Consider the following 18,444-nt stretch of genomic DNA (forward strand, 5'->3'; position numbering starts at 1 on the left):
GCCGCACCTCTTTCGTCCACGCACGCACGGTCCAGGGAGGCCCGGCCCACCTCGGCCCGTACGCGGCTCGCCGCCACGGGCGCCGTCACCGCGCTCGCCGTCGTGGGTGCTCTGCTGGTCCCAGCCCCCGCGCAGGCGGCCAGCACGGTCGGTGCGGGGACGTGGGAGAACACGTCGTCCGTCATCAAGTACAAGGGCAGCTGGAAGACGTCGAAGTCGAGCCAGGACTCCGGCGGCTCGGTCCGGCGCCTGAACGCGTCCGGCTACGCGCAGCTGACCTTCACCACCTCGGGCGTCCGCTGGGTGACCCGCAAGACCAGCGGTTCGGGCATCGCCGACGTCTACGTCGACGGCACCAAGAAGGCGACCGTCGACCTCTACTCCCCGACCACCCAGCGGCAGCAGGTCGCGTACGAGGTGACCGGCCTGCCGACCGCGGGCACGCACACGATCAAGATCGTCCGCACGGGCAAGAAGAACGCGAAGTCCTCGGGCAAGAGCATCCAGCTCGACGCCTTCGTCACCCCCGACGTCGTCGCACCGGCGGCCCCGAGCGGACTCACCTCCAAGATCACCGGCGACGACGTGACCCTGACCTGGTCCGCGAACGCCGAGAGCGACGTGAAGAGCTACCAGGTCTTCCGCCGCGTGGGGACCCGCGGCGACCGCACCCTGATCGCGACGACGACCGCCAAGGTGCGCACCGCCACCGACCCCGGCCGCCTGCCCGGCGAGACCGACCTCTACGACGTCGTGGCGACCGACACCTCCGGCAACGTCTCCCCCGCGTCGTCGGCCCTGTCCGTGCAGCTGCCGATCACGCCCCGCGGCGCGGGCACCTACGACGAGAAGAACCCGGCGGTCGGCCTGCGCGGCCCGTGGACGTCGACCAGCTCCACCCAGGACGTCGCCGGCGCCCACGCCTCGCTCAAGGCGGCCGGCTACGCGCAGCTCACCTTCAGCACGAGCTCGATCCGCTGGATCTCGCGTCTCGACAGCTACTCCGGCATCGCCGACGTCTACCTCGACGGGGTCAAGCAGACCAGCGTCGACCTCTACGCGGCGACCGCGAAGGCCCAGTACGTCGCGTACGAGGTCAAGGACCTGCCCGCCGGCCCGCACACGTTGCGGGTCGTCTGGACGGGGACCAAGAACCCGGCGGCGAGCGCCACCACCATCACCCTCGACGCCTTCGTCGCCCCGGACCTCGTCGCACCGGCGGCCCCGACCGGCCTCACCGCCGTGGCCTCGGGGACCGACGTCGTCCTGACGTGGGCCAGGAGCACCGAGCCGGACCTCACGACCTACGAGGTCCGGGAGCGCGAGGGATCGAGCACGACCCTGCGCTCGGTCGGCACCTTCCCCGCCGGGACGACGACCACCACCGTGCTCGGTCGGGCCCAGGGCAGCACGTTCACCTACGACCTCGTCGCCACGGACACCTCCGGCAACGTCTCGGCGCCGTCCCGGGGCGCGTCGGTCACCATCCCGATCAAGCCCGAGGGCGCGGGAACGTACGAGAACGACAGCGCGGAGGTCACCCTCGACGGCACGTGGTCGGTCATCCCCTCCAAGCTGGACTCCGGCGGTTCCTACTCCTCCCTGGACGGGCCCGGCTTCGCCCAGGTCTCGTTCAACACCAGCGGCATCCGCTGGATCAGCCGGGTCAACAACTACTCCGGCATCGCCGACGTCTACCTCGACGGCGTGAAGCAGAAGAGCGTCGACCTCTACTCGCCCTCGACGAAGTTCCAGCAGGTCGTCTACGAGGTCAAGGGCCTGCCGGAGACGCCCCACACGCTCCGCATCGTCCGCACCGGGACCAAGAGCCCGAGCTCGAACAGCACCCAGATCCTGCTCGACGCCTTCCTCGCGCCCAACGTCTTCCCGCCGGCCGCACCGCGCGACGTCGCGCCGACGCCCGTCCCTGGCGGGGTGCAGCTGGACTGGACCGCGAGCCCGGAGGCCGACGTCAGCAGCTACCGCGTCTACCGCGGGGCGGCCACCGGGAACCTGACCGCAGTCGGGACCCAGCCGGCCGACGACACCGACTACGTCGACACCGGCCTGCAGCCGGGCGCGACCTACCGCTACCAGGTCACCGCCCTCAACACGAGCGGCACCGAGTCCGCCCGTTCGGAGATCATCACGACGACGGTGCCGATGACCGCCCTGCCCGCCGGCACCTACGAGGACGGCAGCCCGAGCGTCACCCAGCAGGGCGACTGGACCAAGGCGTCCTCGACGTACGACAGCGGCGGCTCGATCTCGAGCCTGACCGGCACGGGCTACGCCGAGATGTCGTTCGCGACGAGCGGCATCCGGTGGGTCACCCGGACCAACGCCTACTCCGGCATCGCCGACGTCTGGATCGACGGCCGCAAGCAGGAGAGCGTCGACCTCTACAGCGCGGGCACCAAGACCGGGCAGACCGTCTTCGAGGTCAAGGGCCTGAGCGAGACCGGCCACACCATCCGGATCGCGTGGACCGGCACCAAGAACGCCGCGTCGACCGGCAAGGGCATCAGCCTCGACGCCTTCGTTGCCCCGGACATCTACGCCCCGGCGGCGCCGCAGGCCCTGACGGAGACGCCCGTCCGCAGCGGCGTGAAGCTGCTCTGGAAGAAGAACGCGGAGCGCGACGTCGCCTCCTACCGGCTGCTCCGGCGTACGGCCGGCTCCTCGACCGCCGTCCTCGTCGGCACGACCGACCCGGCCACGACGTCCTTCACCGACGTCGGCCTGGCGAACGGGGTGAGCTACTCCTGGACGGTCGTGGCCCGGGACACGTCGGGGAACGACTCGCCCGCCTCGAACGCGGCGGTGCTGACCACGGGCGGGGACCCGTACGCGACCTTCGCCTACCGCTACGCGAAGTGCCCGACGGCGACCGTCACGGTCTCGACGCGCGCCCAGCTGCTCACGGCCATCAAGGCGGGCACGTCCGGCACGGTGATCAGGCTCAACCCGGGCAGCTACGGCTCCGGCTACCTGATCAACACCAAGGCCACCGCCGCCAACCCGATGTGGATCTGCGGGCCCGACACCGCGGTCTTCGACAACAACGACTTCACCAAGGGCTACGGGTTCCAGGTGAACGGGGCCAACAACGTGGTCCTGGCCGGCATGACCGTCCGCAACGTGCAGAAGGGCGTCTCCGTGCAGTACGCGAAGAACGTCACGATCGCGGACATGCGGGTCGAGCGGATCGGCGACGAGGCGATCCACCTGAAGAACATGACCACCGACAGCACGGTGATCGGCAACAGCGTCGACACGACTGGGCTGAACGCCAAGAACTACGGCGAGGGCGTCTACATCGGCACCGCGCAGGGCAACTGGTGCAAGTACAACAACTGCCAGCCCGACAACAGCGACCGCAACGTCGTCGCCTACAACGTGATCAAGAACAACACGGCGGAGTCGATCGAGGCCAAGGCCGGCACCAACGACGGCACCATGTGGAAGAACACGATGGACGGGTCGACGATCACCGCCGACGACGCCGACTCGCTGATCCAGATCATGGGCAGCGGCTGGGTCGTGGCGGGGAGCAAGGGCAGCAACAGCCCCGAGGACGCGATCCAGATCTGGAACACCGACGACGGCAGCTACGGCTTCGACAACGTCGTCTACGACAACGCCGTCGCCGTCGGCCCGCCGCCCGGCTACGTCGTCCACCTGCCCTACGTCAACGACGGGAACGTCGCCGGCTGCGACAACAGCCGGGGGGCCAAGGGCCTGTCGAACGTGCCCTGCCAGAACTGAGCCCGGCACCCCGTCTCCGACCTTCGGAGGAGGCGGGGTGCCGACCTGCGCGCGATGCGTCGGCGGCCGCGCCTGCCTAGCGTGATGATCATGATCACCGAAAACGAACGGGCCGTTCCTCCCGCCGACCCTTCCACCGACCTGGCTGCACCACCCGCACCCCGCGTCCGTTGGGCCGCCGTCGTCACCTTCCTGCTGGTGGCGTACGGCGGCGGCTGGCTGATCGCCCTGCCGCTGTGGCGCAGCGGCGGCCTGGCGAACCCGCTCTTCCTGCCCCTCGGGCTCGCCGTGATGCTCACCCCGACGCTGGCCGCCCTGGTCGCCACCCTCGTCGTCGTCCGGCCGGCCCGACCGGCCCGGTTCCTGGGGCTGGCCCCCGTCCGGCCGTGGCGGCGTACGGCGGGCTACGCCCTGCTCGGCTTCGTGGGCGTGCAGGTGCTCGGTCTGCTGGCCATCGGTCTCGCCTGGGTCCTCGGCGTGACCCCGGTGCACCTGGCGCCCGGCACCTGGCCCTCCCTCGTCTCCATGCAGCTGCTCGGCCTGCTCGTCACCGTCGCGGCGCTCGGCGAGGAGATCGGGTGGCGCGGCTTCCTGCTGCCGGCGCTGCGCCCCCTCGGGACCGGCCGCGCGCTGCTGCTCTCCGGGCTGGTCTGGGGTCCGTGGCACGCGCCGCTCGTGCTGCTCGGCTACAACTACGGCACCACGAACCCGTCCGCGCTGATCATGATGACCGTCACGACGATCTTGATGGGCGTGCTCTTCGGCTGGCTGCGGCTGCGATCGGCGTCGGTCTACCCGTCCGCGTTCGCGCACGGTGCCCTCAACGCGAGCGGCGGGACGCTGCTCGCGGTCTTCGTGCCCGGCGCAGCGGGCGTCGCGCCCTCGGTCCTGGGCTGGGTCGGCTGGCTCGTCGTCGCCCTCGTCGTCGTTGCGCTGGTCGCCGCCCGCTCGTTCCGGTGGGCCCGTCCCGGGGCGGCGACGTCCTGATCGCGGGCACGGCGTACGGATACTGAGCGGGTGACCGAGGTGCGGACGCACGGCCGGCTCGACGCCCGGCTGGACCGGGCCGGGCTGCGGACCGTGCTCGCGCGGGACACCGCCCTCGCCGTCGTCGTCGCCGCCCTCACCGTCGCGGGGCTGGCCGCGCTGACCGGCCCGCTCGCGAGCGAGCTGGACGTCCGGCTGACCCCGGTGCAGCACGCCCTGCTCCTGGTCGTCGCGGCCGCGCAGTCCCTGGCTCTCGCCGTACGCCGCGTCCGGCCCGCCGCCTGCCTGTTGCTGGTGGCGGTGCTGCAGGTGCTCCTCAGCGCCACCGTGGCGGACCAGGCGACGGTCCGCGGCGTCGCCGGCCTGGTCGCCTTCTACACCGCCGGGACGTGCCTGCCGCTGGCCCGGCTCGTGGGCTGGGGCGCGCTCGCGCTGGTCGTCGAGGTCGTGGGCACGCCGCTCGTCGACCTGGCGCTGCGAGCGGCGCTGCCGGGCCGGGCGGCCGCCGGGACCGTCCCAGGGACGGGCACCTGGGTGGTGTCGGCCGTCGCCGTGGTGCTGCTCTGCGTGGCGGCCGCGGCAGCGGGGGTCGCGGTCGCGACCCGGCGGGAGAATGTCGCGCTGCTCGAGGCGCGGGCGGCGGCCGTGGAGGCGGGCCGAGAGGCCGACACCCGGCGGGCGGTCGAGGCCGAGCGCCTGCGCATGGCGCGCGAGCTGCACGACGTCGCCGCGCACCACCTGACCGGCCTGCTCGTCCAGGCCTCCGCCGCCGAGCGGCTCGTGGGCGCCGACCCGGAGGCCGCCCGGCGGGCCGTCCTCGAGGTCCGCGCCCAGGGCCGCCAGGCCCTCGACAACCTGCGCGCCGTGGTCGGCGTCCTCCGGCAGCACGGCGGCGGGACCGGCGCCGTGGGCACCGCCGGGGCCCTCGACCTCGACCCCGTCCCCGGCCTGGCGGTGCTGCCCGGCCTGATCGACGCCGCGCGGGGGCTCGGCGACCCGGTTCGGCTGGAGGTGGTCGGCACGCCCGTTCCGCTGGCCCCCGTCGCCGACGTGACCGCCTACCGCGTCGCGCAGGAGGCGCTCAGCAACGCGCGGCAGCACGCCCCGCAGCAGGAGGTCGTCGTCACGCTCACCTACACCGACGACGCCGTACGGCTGTGCGTCGTGAGCGGCAGCCCTGACCCAGCAGCGACGCCCGTCCCAGACCCCGGGGTGCGGGTCGGCTTCGGGCTCGCCGGCATGCGGGAGCGGGCGGCTCTGGTCGGCGGGGTGCTGGAGGCGGGACCCGTCCCCGGTCCGGCCTGGCGCGTCGCCCTCCTCCTCCCCCGGCCCGGACCCGGCACGGCCCTCGACGACGCGGACGCGGGCCTCCGATGATCCGCCTGGTGCTGGTCGACGACCAGGCCGTCATCCGCGCCGGCTTCCGAGTGATCTTCGAGAGCGAGGGCGACCTCGAGGTGGTCGGCGAGGCCTCCACCGGACCGGATGCCGTGGCGGTCGTCGCCCGGACGCGTCCGGACGTCGTCTGCATGGACGTGCGCATGCCCGGCGGGGACGGCCTCGCCGCGACCCGGCGCATCCTCGCCGCTGGCCCCGACGCCCCCGCGGTGCTCGTCGTCACCACCTTCGACCTCGACGAGTACGTCTTCGGCGCCCTGGAAGCCGGCGCCAGCGGGTTCCTGCTCAAGGACGCCGAGCCCGACGAGCTCGTCGACGCCGTACGCCGGCTGGCCGCCGGCGCCGGCCTCCTGGACCAGGCGGTCACGAGGCGGGTGATCGCCGAGTTCGCGCGCCGGCACGCCGTACCCGAGCCGGGCGCCGCGCCCGCCGGGCTGACCGCCCGCGAGGCCGACATCGTGCGCGTGCTCGCGCAGGGCCGGTCCAACGAGGAGATCGCGCGCGAGCTGTTCATCGAGACGAGCACGGTGAAGTCCCACCTCACCCGGGCGATGGCCAAGATCGGCACCCGGGACCGGCTGCAGACCGTGGTCTGGGCCTACCGGAACGGCGTCGCGAGGATCACGGACGCCGACGACCGGTAGGGCGAGCCGCGGCTGCGTCGGTCGTCGCTAAGCCGTCAAGCCCTCAGGTGTTGAGCGAAGGGCCCCTGGCCGGCACCTAGAACGGGGTGAAGACGAGCCCGAAGACGTCCGCGCACTCCTGGCACGAGCCCAGCCGGGCCGCGGGGTCGAGGGGTGCGGTCCACTCGGCCGCCGTCCCCTCCGCGGTCCGCCCGCACGGCTTCACCGACCCGAACCGGGTCGGGACCCGGCAGCGACCCGGGTCCGTACGCGTCGGCGTCGGCACGGCGAACAGCTCGATCTGGTCGGACACCTGCCCATCCTGCCGCGTTCACGCGGCGCAGCCCTCGCCTCGCTGCACCCGTTGCACTCCCCCGCACCGACTCCTGCCCCACGTTCGCTCGACCTTGTGGCGTTCGCTCGTGCTGCAACACGAGCAAAGGCGGCAAAAGCGAGCAAAGAGCTCCGGGTGGGGCGCAGGCGGGCGAGCGGCGCGGGCGTACGCGGTCAGCTGTCGGCCGACCGGCACACCCATCGCGAACCCTGATGCGAACCCATCACCGATCGCGGTTGGAACTCTCACCCGACATTCCCTAGTCTCTTGCTATGGAACACGCACCGGACCGCGCCGTCAGCGCTGCACGGGTGGTTCCGGTCGAGATGCCGGGCGCCGCCGTGCGCGGTCCCCGATGTCTCTGACCCTGCTGCGCGCCCGCTGACCGACCACCCGGAGCCCCTCTGAGGACTCCGGCCGGGCCCTGCGCCACGGACCTCCGCGTCCGCCCTGCTCGCTCACGCCCGTCCCGACCGCACGCGGTCGCACCCCTCGAGGAACCTCCATGCCGCACACCCCTGCCCCGTCGACCACTCCGGCCGACCAGCCCGAGGTCGAATTCATCAGCCTGATCAACGTCCGGGAGGCCGACGAGCTCAACCCGCGCCCCGGCAGCGGCGTCGACCTCCGGTACCTCAAGCGCTACGCCCGCGCGCTGGAGGACGGCGGCTTCGACTACACGCTGGCGCCGTACGGCTCGAGCACCGCCGATCCGTTCACCGTCGCCGCCGCGGTGGCGCAGCACACCGAACGGATCCGGCCGATCATCGCGCTCCGACCGAACACGATCTACCCCACCGTCGCGGCCCAGCAGCTGGCCACGCTGGACCAGCTCTCCGAGGGCCGTGCGGTGGTGCACATCATCTCGGGCGGCAGCGACGCCGAGCAGGCCAGGCAGGGCGACTTCGTCACCAAGGACGAGCGGTACGACCGCTCGGAGGAGTACGTCGAGATCCTGCAGCGCTCCTGGACCGAGCGCGAGCCGTGGAACCACGATGGTCGCTACTACCGGTTCACCGACTTCGGCCCGGGCTTCCCGACCTACTCGGGCGGGCCGATCCCGGTGTCCATCGGCGGCTCGTCGGAGGCGGCGTACCGCGTCGGCGGCCGTCTCGGCGACATCTTCGGGCTGTGGGGCGAGCCGCTGGCCGAGACGCGCGAGCAGATCGAGCGGGTCGCCGCGGCCGCACGGGCGGCGGGGCGCACCGACGTCCCACGGACCTGGGTCACGTTCCGCCCGATCGTCGCGGCCACGGACGACCTGGCCTGGGAGAAGGCGCACCGCACGCTGGCGACGATCGAGCAGACGTACGCCTCGGGGTCGTTCTTCCCCCGTCGGCTGCTCGGCGCGGGCGCGCCGCAGAACGTCGGTTCCCAGCGCGCGCTGGAGATCGCGGAACGTGGCGAGCGGCACGACCGGGCGCTGTGGACCCGGACGGCCAAGGCCACGAACGGGGCCGGCGCCTCGACCGCGCTGGTCGGCAGCTACGAGACCGTCGCCGCGGCGATCCTCGACTACGTCGAGCTGGGCGCGTCGCTGGTGTCGGTACGCGGCTACGACAACCTCAACGACGCCATCGACTACGGCCGGTACGTGCTGCCGCTGGTCCGTCAGGAGCTCGCCCACCGGCGGGCGACGGGCCGGCGCGGCGAGGTCGTCGACCAGCCGCCGCTCCCTGTCCGTGAAGCCGCCCGGGAGCTGGTGCAGGCGTGACGCTCACCGACCAGCGGCTCTCGCCGGGCCGCGCGAGACCGGCCTTGCCGACCGTCGACCTGTCCGACGACCACCTGGCCCGCGTCCGTGACGCCCTCGCCGCCACCGCCGAGGAGTACGACCGCAGCGCCGAGTTCCCCTGGGTCCCGCTGCAGGTGCTGCACGACGCCGGCTTCCTCCGACTCGGCATCGGCCCCGCGTACGGCGGCACGACGCTCACCGCGGTCGACGCCGTCCGCGTCTTCGGTGCCCTGGGCGCCGGTGACCCGTCGGTCGCGCTGATCGCCGCCATGACCGTGTTCCAGCACGCGCAGCAGAGCGCGACGCCGTGGTGGCCCGAGGACCTCTACGCCTCGGTCGTCGCCGACTCGCTCGACCGGCCGGTGCTGCTGAACGCCGTCCGCGCCGAGCCCGAGTGGGGCGCCCCGGCCCGCGGCGGCCTCCCGTCGACCACCGTCCGCCGCACCGCCGACGGCTGGGTGCTGAACGGCCACAAGGGCTTCGCCACCGGGTCCGAGGGGCTGGCGTACCACCTGGTCTGGGCGGCGACCGACGAGGCCGACCCGCTGCTCGCGCACGCGATCGTCCCGGCGGAGAGCCCCGGGATCCGGATCGAGAAGACCTGGGACCACCTGGGCATGCGCGCGACCAGCACCCACGACGTGGTCTACACCGACGTGGAGATCCCGTTCGAGAACTTCAGGGGCACCCGGCACTCCGAGCTCCCCCGCGAGCTCTCCGCCGGCAGCCCGACTGGGCTCGCGATCGCGGCGCTCTACGTCGGGGTCGGCCGGGCGGCGCAACGCTTCTTCGTGCGGTTCGCCCACGAACGCGTGCCCACCTCGCTCGGCCGCCCCATCGCCACCACGGAACGCATCCAGACCGTGGCCGGCGAGATCGAGGCGCAGCTCGTCGGCGCCGAGGAGCTCCTGCTCGGCCTGGCGTCCCGCTTCGACACGGGCGACCCGGACGCCGCCCGCCGCGCCGGCGTGGCCAAGCTCCTCACCACCCGCGCCGCCACGACCGCCGTGCAGACGGCCCTGGCCGCGATCGGCAACCCCGCGCTCACCCGCCACCACCCGCTCGAACGGCACTTCCGCGACGTCCAGGGCGCCCGCCCGCACCCGCCGCAGGACGACGCCGCACTGCTGCTCGCCGGCCGCCGCTCCCTCGACGACCTCAGGCCCGACCCCACCGCAGGAGACCTCTCGTGACCCGCCTCCCGTCCCTCCGTCCCCGCCGACGAGCCCGCCTCGTCGCCGTGGCCGCCGCCGCCCTGTCGACCGTGCTGCTCGCGGCCGGCTGCGGCGCGGGCACCACAGGAGCCGGGTCGGTGTCGCCGAGCGGCGTCCCCCGCAGCGGCGGCACGCTCGACCTCGCCTTCTGGCCCGACAACACCGCGTTCGCCTGCGTCGACCCCTTCCAGACGTACTGGATCGAGCACCGTACGGTCATCCGGAACGTCGCCGACTCGCTCACCGACCAGGACCCGGCGACGGGCAAGATCGTGCCCTGGCTCGCCACGAGCTGGAAGGTCGCGGGCTCGGGCAAGAGCTACACCTTCACGCTGCGCGACGGGGTCACCTTCAGCGACGGGACGCCGCTCGACGCGAGCGCGGTGAAGACCGCGTTCGACGGGAACGCGGCCCTGCTGAAGGAGCTCCCGACCGCGTACGGGGGCGTCTACACCGCCGGGTACGCCGGGACAGACGTGATCGACGACCACACCGTGCGGGTCCGCTTCTCGACCCCGAACGCCGCGTTCCTGCAGGCGACGTCGACGACCAACCTCGCCATCCTGTCGCCCGCCTCGTACAGCAAGACCCCCGAGCAGCGCTGCCTCGGGCAGGTCGTCGGGTCCGGGCCGTTCACGCTCGACTCCTACCGACCGACCGAGGGCATCGACCTCAGCCGCCGTCCCGGCTACGCCTGGCCGTCGGCGCTGAACGCCCACGCCGGCGACGCCTACCTCGACCACATCAAGATCAGCTACGTCGCCGAGGACAGCGTCCGCGTCGGCAACCTGACCAGCGGGGCGATCGACGTCGCCTGGCCGCGCAACCCGTTCGGGCCCGAGCAGATCGCCCAGCTCGAGGGCAACGGGGACAGCGTGCAGAGCCGGCCGCTCCCGGGCCCGGCGTCCGCGCTCTACCCCAACACCGCCCCCGGGCGTCCGCTCGCCGACGCCGCCGTCCGCCAGGCGGTGCAGAAGGGCATCGACCGCGCGACGTACGCGCACACGATCTACGGCGCCGACTACCCGGTCGTCCAGGGCCCGTACGACACGACCACCCCGTACGCCGTCTCGCAGGCGGCGGCGCTGGCCTACGACCCGGACGGGGCGAAGCGCCTGCTCGACGCGGCCGGCTGGACGCCGGGGGCGGACGGGATCCGGGCCAGGGACGGGCAGCGCCTGACCCTGGTCGAGGCGATCACCACCGAGACCCCCGGCGACGTCCTGCTGCAGGACCAGCTGAAGCAGATCGGGATCGAGGTCCAGCTCAAGGTCAGCACGGTGGCCGAGCGGCCGTCCGTGATCACCTCGGGCGCGTACGACCTGATCGGCACCTACTACACCCGCGCGGACCCGGGGGTGCTGCAGTGGATCCTCGACCCGGCCATCTCGGGGTCGAAGGCCCTGGCCCAGAACAGCCAGACCCCGGCGACGGCAGCCAAGATCAAGAGCCTCTTCGACGCCGGGATCGCGGAGACGGACGCGAAGGAGCGGGCCGAGGTCTACGCCGAGCTGCAGGAGCAGCTGGTGACGCAGGGGGTCAGCTTCCCGGTGTTCGAGCGGGTGCAGCAGGCGGGCCTCTCGCCGAAGGTGCACGGGTTCCGCTGGACGTCGGAGTCGTTCGGCTCCTTCTACGACGTCTGGCTCGACAGCTGATGCTCCGCTACGTCGTCGGTCGGGTCGCCCAGGCGCTGCTGGTGCTCTGGGCGGCCTACACCGTCACCTTCGTCGTGCTCTACCTGCTGCCCAGCGACCCGGTCGCGCTGATGCTGGCGGCCAACAACGTGGAGCTGGACTCCCTCACGCCCGACCAGGTCGCGGCCGCGCGGGCCCGGTTCGGCCTCGACCAGCCGGTCCACCTGCAGTACGTGCACCTGCTGGTCCGCGCCCTGCACGGCGACCTGGGGACGTCGCTGACCGCCCACGTGCCGGTCACGCAGCTCCTCGCGTCCCGGCTCCCCCCTACGCTGGTGCTCAGCCTCGTCGCCGTCGTCCTCGCCGTCGTCGGCGGCGTGGCCCTCGCCTTCCTCGCCGCGTACGTGCAGTGGCGCCCGGCCCGGCTCCTGCTGTCCCGGCTGCCGTCGCTCGGGGTCTCCCTCCCCACCTTCTGGGTCGGGCTGCTGCTCATCCAGGTCTTCGCGTTCACGCTGCACTGGGTGCCGGCGACCGGCAACCTCGGCTGGCGCAGCCTCGTGCTCCCCGCGGTGACGATGGCGATCCCGACGTCGGCGAGCCTGGCCCAGGTCCTCACCCGCAGCCTGCGCGACACCCTCGACGAGCCGTACGTCACGACCGCCCGGGCCAAGGGCCTGTCGCGCTTCCAGGTGCAGCTGCGTCACGCGAGCCGCAACGCGGCCCTGCCGGCCCTGACCATCCTCGGCCTGCTCGTGGGCGCCACTGTGACCGGTGCGGTGACGGTCGAGACCGTCTTCTCCCGTATCGGGGTCGGGCGGCTCGCGGCCGAGTCGGTCCTCGCGCAGGACATCCCGGTGGTGCAGGGCATCGTCGTGGTCGCCGCCGTCGCCTTCGTCGGGGTCAACCTCCTCGTCGACCTGCTGTACCCCCTCGTCGACCCGCGCGTCGTGCACGCGCCGAAGGTGGTCCGACCGTGACCCTCGACGTCTCCCCCGTGTCCCCCGTCGTCCGCAGCGTCTCGCCGGTCCTGGCGGACCCCGTCCCGCCCCGGCGCCGGCTCCCGTCCGTCCGGACCAGCCCCGCGGAGCGTTCGCCCCGCCGCCAGCGCGCCCAGGCGCTGCTGCGACGACCCGGCTTCGTCCTCGCCGTCGCCCTCGTCGTGCTCGTCGTCGTCTCCGCCGTCGCGCCGAGCCTCTTCACCACGTACGACCCGTACGCGACCGCCCCCGTCGACCGCCTGACGCCGCCGGGCGCCGCGCACTGGTTCGGCACCGACGAGCTCGGCCGCGACCTCTACACGCGCGTGGTCTTCGGCTCGACCCTCACCATCCAGGCCGCGCTCAGCGCCATCGTCATCGCGCTCGTCGCGGGGCTCGGCCTCGGCGTGCTGTCCGGCTTCTTCGGCGGCTGGGTCGACGCGGTGCTGATGCGCGTGGTCGACGTGTCGCTGGCCATCCCGGGCCTGCTGATGGCCCTCGCCGTCGTCACGGCGCTCGGCTTCGGCACGCTGCCGGTGGCGATCGCGGTCGGCGTGGGGATCGTGCCGGGCTTCGCCCGGACGACCCGGGCCGAGGTCCTGCGCGTCAAGACGCTGCCCTACATCGAGGCCGCACGGGCGAGCGGCGCGACCCGGAGCCGGATCCTGCTGCACCACGTCCTCCCGAACGCGTGGGGACCCGTGGCCGTGCTCGCGGTCCTCGACTTCGGCGTGGCGATCCTGTCGGTCGCCGCGCTCAGCTTCCTCGGCTTCGGCGCCGCGCCGCCCGCCGCCGAGTGGGGCACGCTGATCGCCCGCGGCCGCGACTACCTGGTCACCGCACCGTGGGTGTCGCTGCTGCCGGGCCTGTTCGTGGGGCTGGTCGTGCTGAGCCTCAACCACGTCGCCCGCACGCTAGAGGAGGTCCGGTGACGGCGGCCGGGAGCACGCCCGGCACCGCCGTCGTCGAGGTGCGTGACCTGCACGTCGGCTACCGCCGGCACCGGACGGTCGCCCCGGCCGTCACCGGCGTCGACCTGCGCATCGACCCCGGCGAGACGGTCGCCGTCGTCGGCGGCAGCGGGTCGGGCAAGACCACGGTCGCGCAGACGATCCTCGGGCTGCTGCCGCCGGCCGGCGTCGTGACGTCGGGCCAGGTGATCGTCGAGGGCGAGGACGTCACCGGCGCGCGCGACCGGGTGCTGCGCCGGATCCGCGGCTCGGTCGTCGGCCTCGTGCCGCAGGACCCGACCGTCGGGCTCAACCCGACCCAGCGGATCGGCGCGCAGGTCGCCGAGGCCGTCCGGCACCGCGGCGTCCCGGAACGTTCCGTGTCGGCCGAGGTCGTCGAGGCGCTGTCCGACGCCGGGCTCCCCGACGCCGCCGTCCGGGCCCGGCAGTATCCGCACGAGCTCTCCGGCGGCCTGCGGCAACGGGTGCTGATCGCCATCGCGCTCGCCGGCCACCCGCGGCTGATCATCGCCGACGAGCCGACCAGCGCGCTCGACGTCACCGTGCAGAAGCGCATCCTCGACCACCTCGAGGGGCTCGTCGCCGACCGCGGCATCGCGCTGCTGATGATCACCCATGATCTTGGCGTCGCGGCCGACCGCGCCGACCGCGTCGTCGTGCTGGACCAGGGCCGCGTCGTCGAGACGGGGCCGTCGCAGCAGGTGCTGCGGCACCCGACGGCACCGCAGACCCGGCGGCTGATCGAGGACGCCCCGAGCCTGACCGTGGTCGGGCCGCTCGACTCCGGCCGCGACGACGGTGACCAGCCTCCGGCGCTGCTCCGCGTCGAGGGGATCGGCAAGTCGTTCGCGCTCCCCCGCCTCGCCGGCGGCGCGCGCAGCGTACGGGCGGTCCACGACGTGTCCCTGGTCGCGCGGCGCGGGCAGACGCTCGCGCTGGTCGGCGAGTCCGGTTCCGGGAAGACCACCACGCTGCGCGTCGCGCTCGGCCTCGAGGCACCTGATCATGGCCGGGTGATCTTCGACGGCGAGGACGTCACGGGACGTTCCTGGGGTGCGCTCCGACCGCTGCGGGCCCGGTTCCAGCTGGTGCAGCAGAACCCGTTCTCCGCCCTCGACCCGCGCTGGACGGTCGAGCAGTGCGTCACCGAGCCGCTCGTCTCCCTCCGCCTGGCCGACCGAAGGGGACGCCGGGCCCGGGCCGAGGAGCTGCTCGAGCAGGTCGGGCTGCCGACGTCGTACCTCGTCCGCCGCCCCGCCGAGCTGTCCGGCGGGCAGCGTCAGCGGGTCGCGATCGCACGGGCCCTGGCCGCACGCCCGGACCTCGTGTTCCTGGACGAGCCGGTCTCCGCGCTCGACGTGAGCGTCCAGGCGCAGATCCTGCGCCTCCTCGGCGAGCTGCAGACGCACCTCGGCCTGACGTACGTGCTGGTCTCCCACGACCTCGCCGTCGTCGCCCAGCTCGCCCACCACATCGCCGTCCTCAAGGACGGTGCCGTGGTCGAGCAGGGCCCGGCGTCCGAGGTCCTGCGTCAGCCGCGCGAGCCGTACACCCGCGAGCTCCTCGCCGCGGTCCCGGGCCGCCGCCACGCGACACCCGTCTGAGTCCTCCACGTCCCACGGGCCTCAGGACTTTCACGTTCACGTGAAACTCTGCCGCTCAGCACGGCAGATATGCCGTGCAGAGCGTCAGTTTCCCGTGGTCAGCGTCGGCGCTCAGCTGCCCCCTGGCGGCCGGGCGAGAGGACTCACCAGAGCTCGCTCACGAGGAACCGCTGACTCCGTCCACAGCTCCGCACGGAGCGGGTGGCGGGAGTCAGCGGTTCCTCGTGGACGGGGCCGCGGTGGGCCCGACACCCGCTCTTGAGCCGGTCGGAGGGGGCGTGCTCAGCTACCCCCTCCCCTCCTCCCGTAGCGCAAGAAACGCTGACTCCCGACGACGATCCGTGAGGATCGGCGGTCGGGAGTCAGTGTTTCGTACCGCTCGGGTCGGGGAGCGCCCCATCAGGAGCGCGGTCGGGGCGCGGGCGGACCCGTACGGGGCGGGCCTCAGAGGACCGAGTGGTCGCCGATGCCGTGGTAGCTGCGGTCGTGGTAGACGAGCGGGCTGGCGTCGTCCGTCGCGACGTCGGACTCCAGGGCCAGGACCGAGACCAGGAAGCTGCGTCCGACGGGCGTCCGCTGCAGGACCTCGCCCCGCACCCAGGCGGCGCTGCCGACCAAGACGGGCTCGCCGGTCGGGAGCTCGAACCAGTCCGTGGTCGCGAAGCGGTCGATGCCGCTGGTGGCGAACCGGGCCGAGAGCTCGACCTGGGCCGCGGTCAGGAAGTTGACGACCAGGGTCTCCGCGGAGGCCAGGGCGCGCCATGCGGACGAGGCCGAGTCGACCGAGAAGGCGAGCAGCGGCGGGTCCGCCGAGACGGAGATGACCGAGGTGGCGGTGAAGCCGACGGGCTTGCCGTCGACGACGGTGGTGATCACGGCGACGCCGGCCGGGTGGCGGCGGAACACGCCCTTGAACGCGTCCGCACCCAGCGCGTCCCCGCTCCGGGCGGCGGCGCTGACGGCCGGGTCGTTCACGTCGACGCTCATCGAGAGCTCCTCGGGGTGTTCACGGGGTCAGAGGGCCTTGCCGGGGTTCAGCAGGTTCAGCGGGTCGAAGACCGCTTTGATTCCGTGTTGCAGGTCACGCGAACGGGGGCCGAGCTCGGCGTCGAGCCAGCCGCGCTTGAGCAGGCCCACGCCATGCTCCCCGCTGACCGTGCCCCCGAGCCGCAGCGCGAGGGCGAACACGGCGTCGGCGGCCCGGTCGACAGCGGCGAGGTGGCCCGCGTCCTCCGAGGCGACGGCGATGATCGGGTGGAGGTTGCCGTCGCCGGCGTGGGCGAAGGTGAAGATCCGTACGCCGGTGCTCTTCGCGATGGCGGCCACCCCGCGGACCGCCTCGGCGAGCTGCGAGCGCGGGACCGCGATGTCCTCGATGAGGACGCGGCCGAGCCGTTCGATGGACGGGAGCGCGAGCCGGCGGGCGGACATCAGACGCTCGGCCTCGGCGTCGTCGGTGGTCACCTGGACCTGGCCGCCGAGACGACGGAGCTCCGCGGCGGCGACGGCCAGCTCGGCCTCGGCCGCGAAGCCGTCGGTCTGCACGAGGACGAAGGCCTGCCCCCGGGTCGCGAGGTCCGAGCCCTGAGCGGCGTCGATCGCGGCCAGCGTGGCCCCGTCGACGAGCTCGAGCGTGGACGGCCGTACGCCGGCCCGGGTCACCGCGAGGGTCGCGGCCGTCGCGGCGTCGAGGTCGTAGAAGAACGCGGCGGCGGTGGCCACCAGGGTGGGGGCCGCGGTCAGGCGCAGGGTGGCCCCGACGATCACGCCGAGCGTGCCCTCCGAGCCCACGAGCAGGCTCGTCAGGTCGTAGCCGGCCACGCCCTTCACCGTCGCTTGCCCGGTCTGCAGCAGGGTGCCGTCGGCGAGCACGACGTCCAGCGCGAGCACGGCGTCGCGCGTGACGCCGTACTTCACGCAGCGCAGCCCGCCGGCGTTGGTGGCGATGTTGCCGCCGATGGTCGAGATGGCCGCGCTGGCCGGGTCCGGCGCGTAGCGGAGCCCGTGCGCGCGGACGACGCGGTCGAGGTCGGCGGTCAGGACGCCGGGCTCGACCACGGCCACCGCGTCGTCGGGACGGACGTCGACGATGCGGGTCAGGCCGCTGACGTCGAGCACCAGCGAGCCCTCGGCCGCGACCGCGCCGCCGGCCAGACCGGTCCCGCCGCCCCGCGTGACCACGGGCGTCCGGGTCGCCGTGGCGAAGCGCAGCACCTCCTGCACGTCGGCGACCGTGCCGACGCGGACGACGACGTCCGGCGAGCTCGTCGTCACCCAGCCCGAGCGGTCGTTGGCCGCGGCGGCGCGACTCGCCTCGTCGACCGCGACCACCGCGGAGGGCGAGAGGGCCGCCGCCAGCCCGGACCAGTCCGACCGAGCGACCGTGCCCGCGGTCATCGCCCCGGACGCGCGGTCGACGTGGTCACGACGAGCGGCGCGAGGCCGCGGTCGTCCGCGGAGGAGAGCCGCAGGCGCTCGAGGAACAGGACCAGGGTCGCGGCGACGGAGCGGTGGGTCACGTCGTTCAGGATGTCGTGCCGTCCCTCGGCCACGACGTGGACCTCGGGCACGCCGGCCCCGCGGTAGACGTCGAGCACCGCGGGCAGCGGGCTGATCGCGTCGTCGGCGCCGTGCACGGCGAGGACGGGCACGCCCCGCAGGTCCAGGCTCCGCGCGAGCCGGGGCAGCACCGGGCGGTCGGCCAGGCTGCCGCGCGACGACTGCCGCATCACGCCCTGGTGGGTCGGGCAGGCGGTCCGCGCGCCGATCTCGTCCGTCGGCCAGGAGGCGCCTGCGGCGGGACCGCCGACGGGGAGCCCGGCCAGGACCAGCGCCGCGGGTCGGGCGTCGGCGGTACCGACCAGGTCGAGGGCGAGCCGGGCGCCGGTGTCGGAGCCGACGAGCACGACCGGGGCGACGAGCGCCGGGTCGGCGAGCAGGGCGGTGATCTCGGTGCGGGCGGCGGGCCCGGCGGGGTCGGCGGTGCTGACCACGACCACCCGGTACGCGTCGGCCGACAGCCGGGCGGCGAAGCGGGCGTAGACCTCCGGCGGCTCGCCCCGGCCGCCGAGCACGACGAGCGTCCCCCGCGGGTTGAGGCCGGCGGGCTCGCGCCACTCGACCGTGTCGAGCTCGGTGACGGCGTCGGGCCGGACGTCGGCGAGGGTGGTCGTGCTCACGGGAGCTCCTGGGTGGTGCG

14 protein-coding genes are annotated in these 18,444 nt (G+C 73.6%); 10 read left to right on the forward strand and 4 right to left on the reverse strand.

The annotated features are described in order from the left end of the window. Nucleotides 1-102: 102 nt before the first annotated feature. The 4 genes from FHX39_RS13930 to FHX39_RS13945 all read left to right on the forward strand — a co-directional run bounded on the left by FHX39_RS13930 (nucleotide 103) and on the right by FHX39_RS13945 (nucleotide 6,797). Nucleotides 103-3,768, forward strand: coding sequence for a fibronectin type III domain-containing protein (locus FHX39_RS13930; protein WP_183339350.1), 3,666 nt, complete (start codon nucleotides 103-105; stop codon nucleotides 3,766-3,768). A 90-nt stretch (nucleotides 3,769-3,858) separates the two neighbouring features. After that, nucleotides 3,859-4,755 carry a CPBP family intramembrane glutamic endopeptidase gene (locus tag FHX39_RS13935; RefSeq protein ID WP_183339352.1) on the forward strand — a complete coding sequence of 299 codons (897 nt, stop codon included), beginning with the start codon at nucleotides 3,859-3,861 and terminating at the stop codon, nucleotides 4,753-4,755. 30 nt (nucleotides 4,756-4,785) lie between these two features. Beyond that, a complete protein-coding gene (locus tag FHX39_RS22200; RefSeq protein WP_183339354.1) occupies nucleotides 4,786-6,132 on the forward strand; it encodes a sensor histidine kinase in 1,347 nt (448 codons plus the stop codon). Further along, entirely contained in the window at nucleotides 6,129-6,797 is a 669-nt protein-coding gene (locus FHX39_RS13945; RefSeq protein WP_183339356.1) for a response regulator, read from the forward strand. The genes FHX39_RS22200 and FHX39_RS13945 overlap by 4 nt, the downstream gene beginning before the upstream one ends. Nucleotides 6,798-6,873: 76 nt before the next feature. Here the strand turns inward: FHX39_RS13945 and FHX39_RS13950 are convergent, their stop codons facing one another. Next, complete coding sequence (locus tag FHX39_RS13950) at nucleotides 6,874-7,089, reverse strand: hypothetical protein (protein ID WP_183339358.1); 216 nt, start codon at nucleotides 7,087-7,089, stop codon at nucleotides 6,874-6,876. 526 nt (nucleotides 7,090-7,615) lie between these two features. Between FHX39_RS13950 and FHX39_RS13955 the strand changes: the two genes are divergently transcribed. From FHX39_RS13955 to FHX39_RS13980, 6 genes are read left to right on the forward strand one after another with little or no spacing between them, the layout of a single operon-like run. Next, the gene (locus FHX39_RS13955; protein ID WP_183339360.1) at nucleotides 7,616-8,824 is read left to right on the forward strand and encodes an LLM class flavin-dependent oxidoreductase; all 1,209 of its coding nucleotides are present in this window, start codon (nucleotides 7,616-7,618) and stop codon (nucleotides 8,822-8,824) included. Further along, the gene (locus tag FHX39_RS13960; RefSeq protein ID WP_183339362.1) at nucleotides 8,821-10,038 is read left to right on the forward strand and encodes an acyl-CoA dehydrogenase family protein; all 1,218 of its coding nucleotides are present in this window, start codon (nucleotides 8,821-8,823) and stop codon (nucleotides 10,036-10,038) included. The genes FHX39_RS13955 and FHX39_RS13960 overlap by 4 nt, the downstream gene beginning before the upstream one ends. After that, a complete protein-coding gene (locus FHX39_RS13965) occupies nucleotides 10,035-11,714 on the forward strand; it encodes an ABC transporter substrate-binding protein (protein ID WP_198423403.1) in 1,680 nt (559 codons plus the stop codon). Before FHX39_RS13960 ends, FHX39_RS13965 begins: the two co-directional genes overlap by 4 nt. Beyond that, nucleotides 11,714-12,670, forward strand: coding sequence for an ABC transporter permease (locus tag FHX39_RS13970; RefSeq protein ID WP_183339364.1), 957 nt, complete (start codon nucleotides 11,714-11,716; stop codon nucleotides 12,668-12,670). The genes FHX39_RS13965 and FHX39_RS13970 overlap by 1 nt, the downstream gene beginning before the upstream one ends. Then, the gene (locus tag FHX39_RS21285; protein WP_332836833.1) at nucleotides 12,667-13,602 is read left to right on the forward strand and encodes an ABC transporter permease; all 936 of its coding nucleotides are present in this window, start codon (nucleotides 12,667-12,669) and stop codon (nucleotides 13,600-13,602) included. The genes FHX39_RS13970 and FHX39_RS21285 overlap by 4 nt, the downstream gene beginning before the upstream one ends. Then, nucleotides 13,599-15,245, forward strand: a complete 1,647-nt coding sequence (locus FHX39_RS13980) for a dipeptide ABC transporter ATP-binding protein (protein WP_183339366.1) — start codon at nucleotides 13,599-13,601, stop codon at nucleotides 15,243-15,245. The genes FHX39_RS21285 and FHX39_RS13980 overlap by 4 nt, the downstream gene beginning before the upstream one ends. Before the next feature lie 444 nt (nucleotides 15,246-15,689). Here the strand turns inward: FHX39_RS13980 and FHX39_RS13985 are convergent, their stop codons facing one another. Genes FHX39_RS13985 through FHX39_RS13995 form a run of 3 tightly spaced genes read right to left on the reverse strand, consistent with a single transcriptional unit; the run spans nucleotide 15,690 to nucleotide 18,424 of the window. Next, nucleotides 15,690-16,232 (reverse strand): flavin reductase family protein, encoded by a 543-nt coding sequence (locus FHX39_RS13985; protein WP_183339368.1) that lies wholly within the window; start codon nucleotides 16,230-16,232, stop codon nucleotides 15,690-15,692. Between the two features lie 27 nt (nucleotides 16,233-16,259). Next, nucleotides 16,260-17,642 carry an FAD-binding oxidoreductase gene (locus FHX39_RS13990; protein ID WP_183339370.1) on the reverse strand — a complete coding sequence of 461 codons (1,383 nt, stop codon included), beginning with the start codon at nucleotides 17,640-17,642 and terminating at the stop codon, nucleotides 16,260-16,262. After that, on the reverse strand, nucleotides 17,639-18,424 hold the full coding sequence (locus FHX39_RS13995; protein ID WP_198423404.1) for an alpha/beta hydrolase: 786 nt from the start codon (nucleotides 18,422-18,424) through the stop codon (nucleotides 17,639-17,641). The genes FHX39_RS13990 and FHX39_RS13995 overlap by 4 nt, the downstream gene beginning before the upstream one ends. Nucleotides 18,425-18,444 lie beyond the last annotated feature (20 nt).

It is taken from the genome of Microlunatus antarcticus, assembly GCF_014193425.1.
Lineage (GTDB): Bacteria > Actinomycetota > Actinomycetes > Propionibacteriales > Propionibacteriaceae > Microlunatus > Microlunatus antarcticus.

Bases quoted from the DNA above. Each gene is read 5' to 3' on its own strand.
- FHX39_RS13935 (WP_183339352.1), top strand. From the start codon at position 3,859: ATGATCACCGAAAACGAACGGGCCGTTCCTCCCGCCGACCCTTCCACC.
- FHX39_RS13945 (WP_183339356.1), top strand. From the start codon at position 6,129: ATGATCCGCCTGGTGCTGGTCGACGACCAGGCCGTCATCCGCGCCGGC.
- FHX39_RS13955 (WP_183339360.1), top strand. From the start codon at position 7,616: ATGCCGCACACCCCTGCCCCGTCGACCACTCCGGCCGACCAGCCCGAG.
- FHX39_RS13970 (WP_183339364.1), top strand. From the start codon at position 11,714: ATGCTCCGCTACGTCGTCGGTCGGGTCGCCCAGGCGCTGCTGGTGCTC.
- FHX39_RS13985 (WP_183339368.1), bottom strand. From the start codon at position 16,232: ATGAGCGTCGACGTGAACGACCCGGCCGTCAGCGCCGCCGCCCGGAGC.
- FHX39_RS13990 (WP_183339370.1), bottom strand. From the start codon at position 17,642: ATGACCGCGGGCACGGTCGCTCGGTCGGACTGGTCCGGGCTGGCGGCG.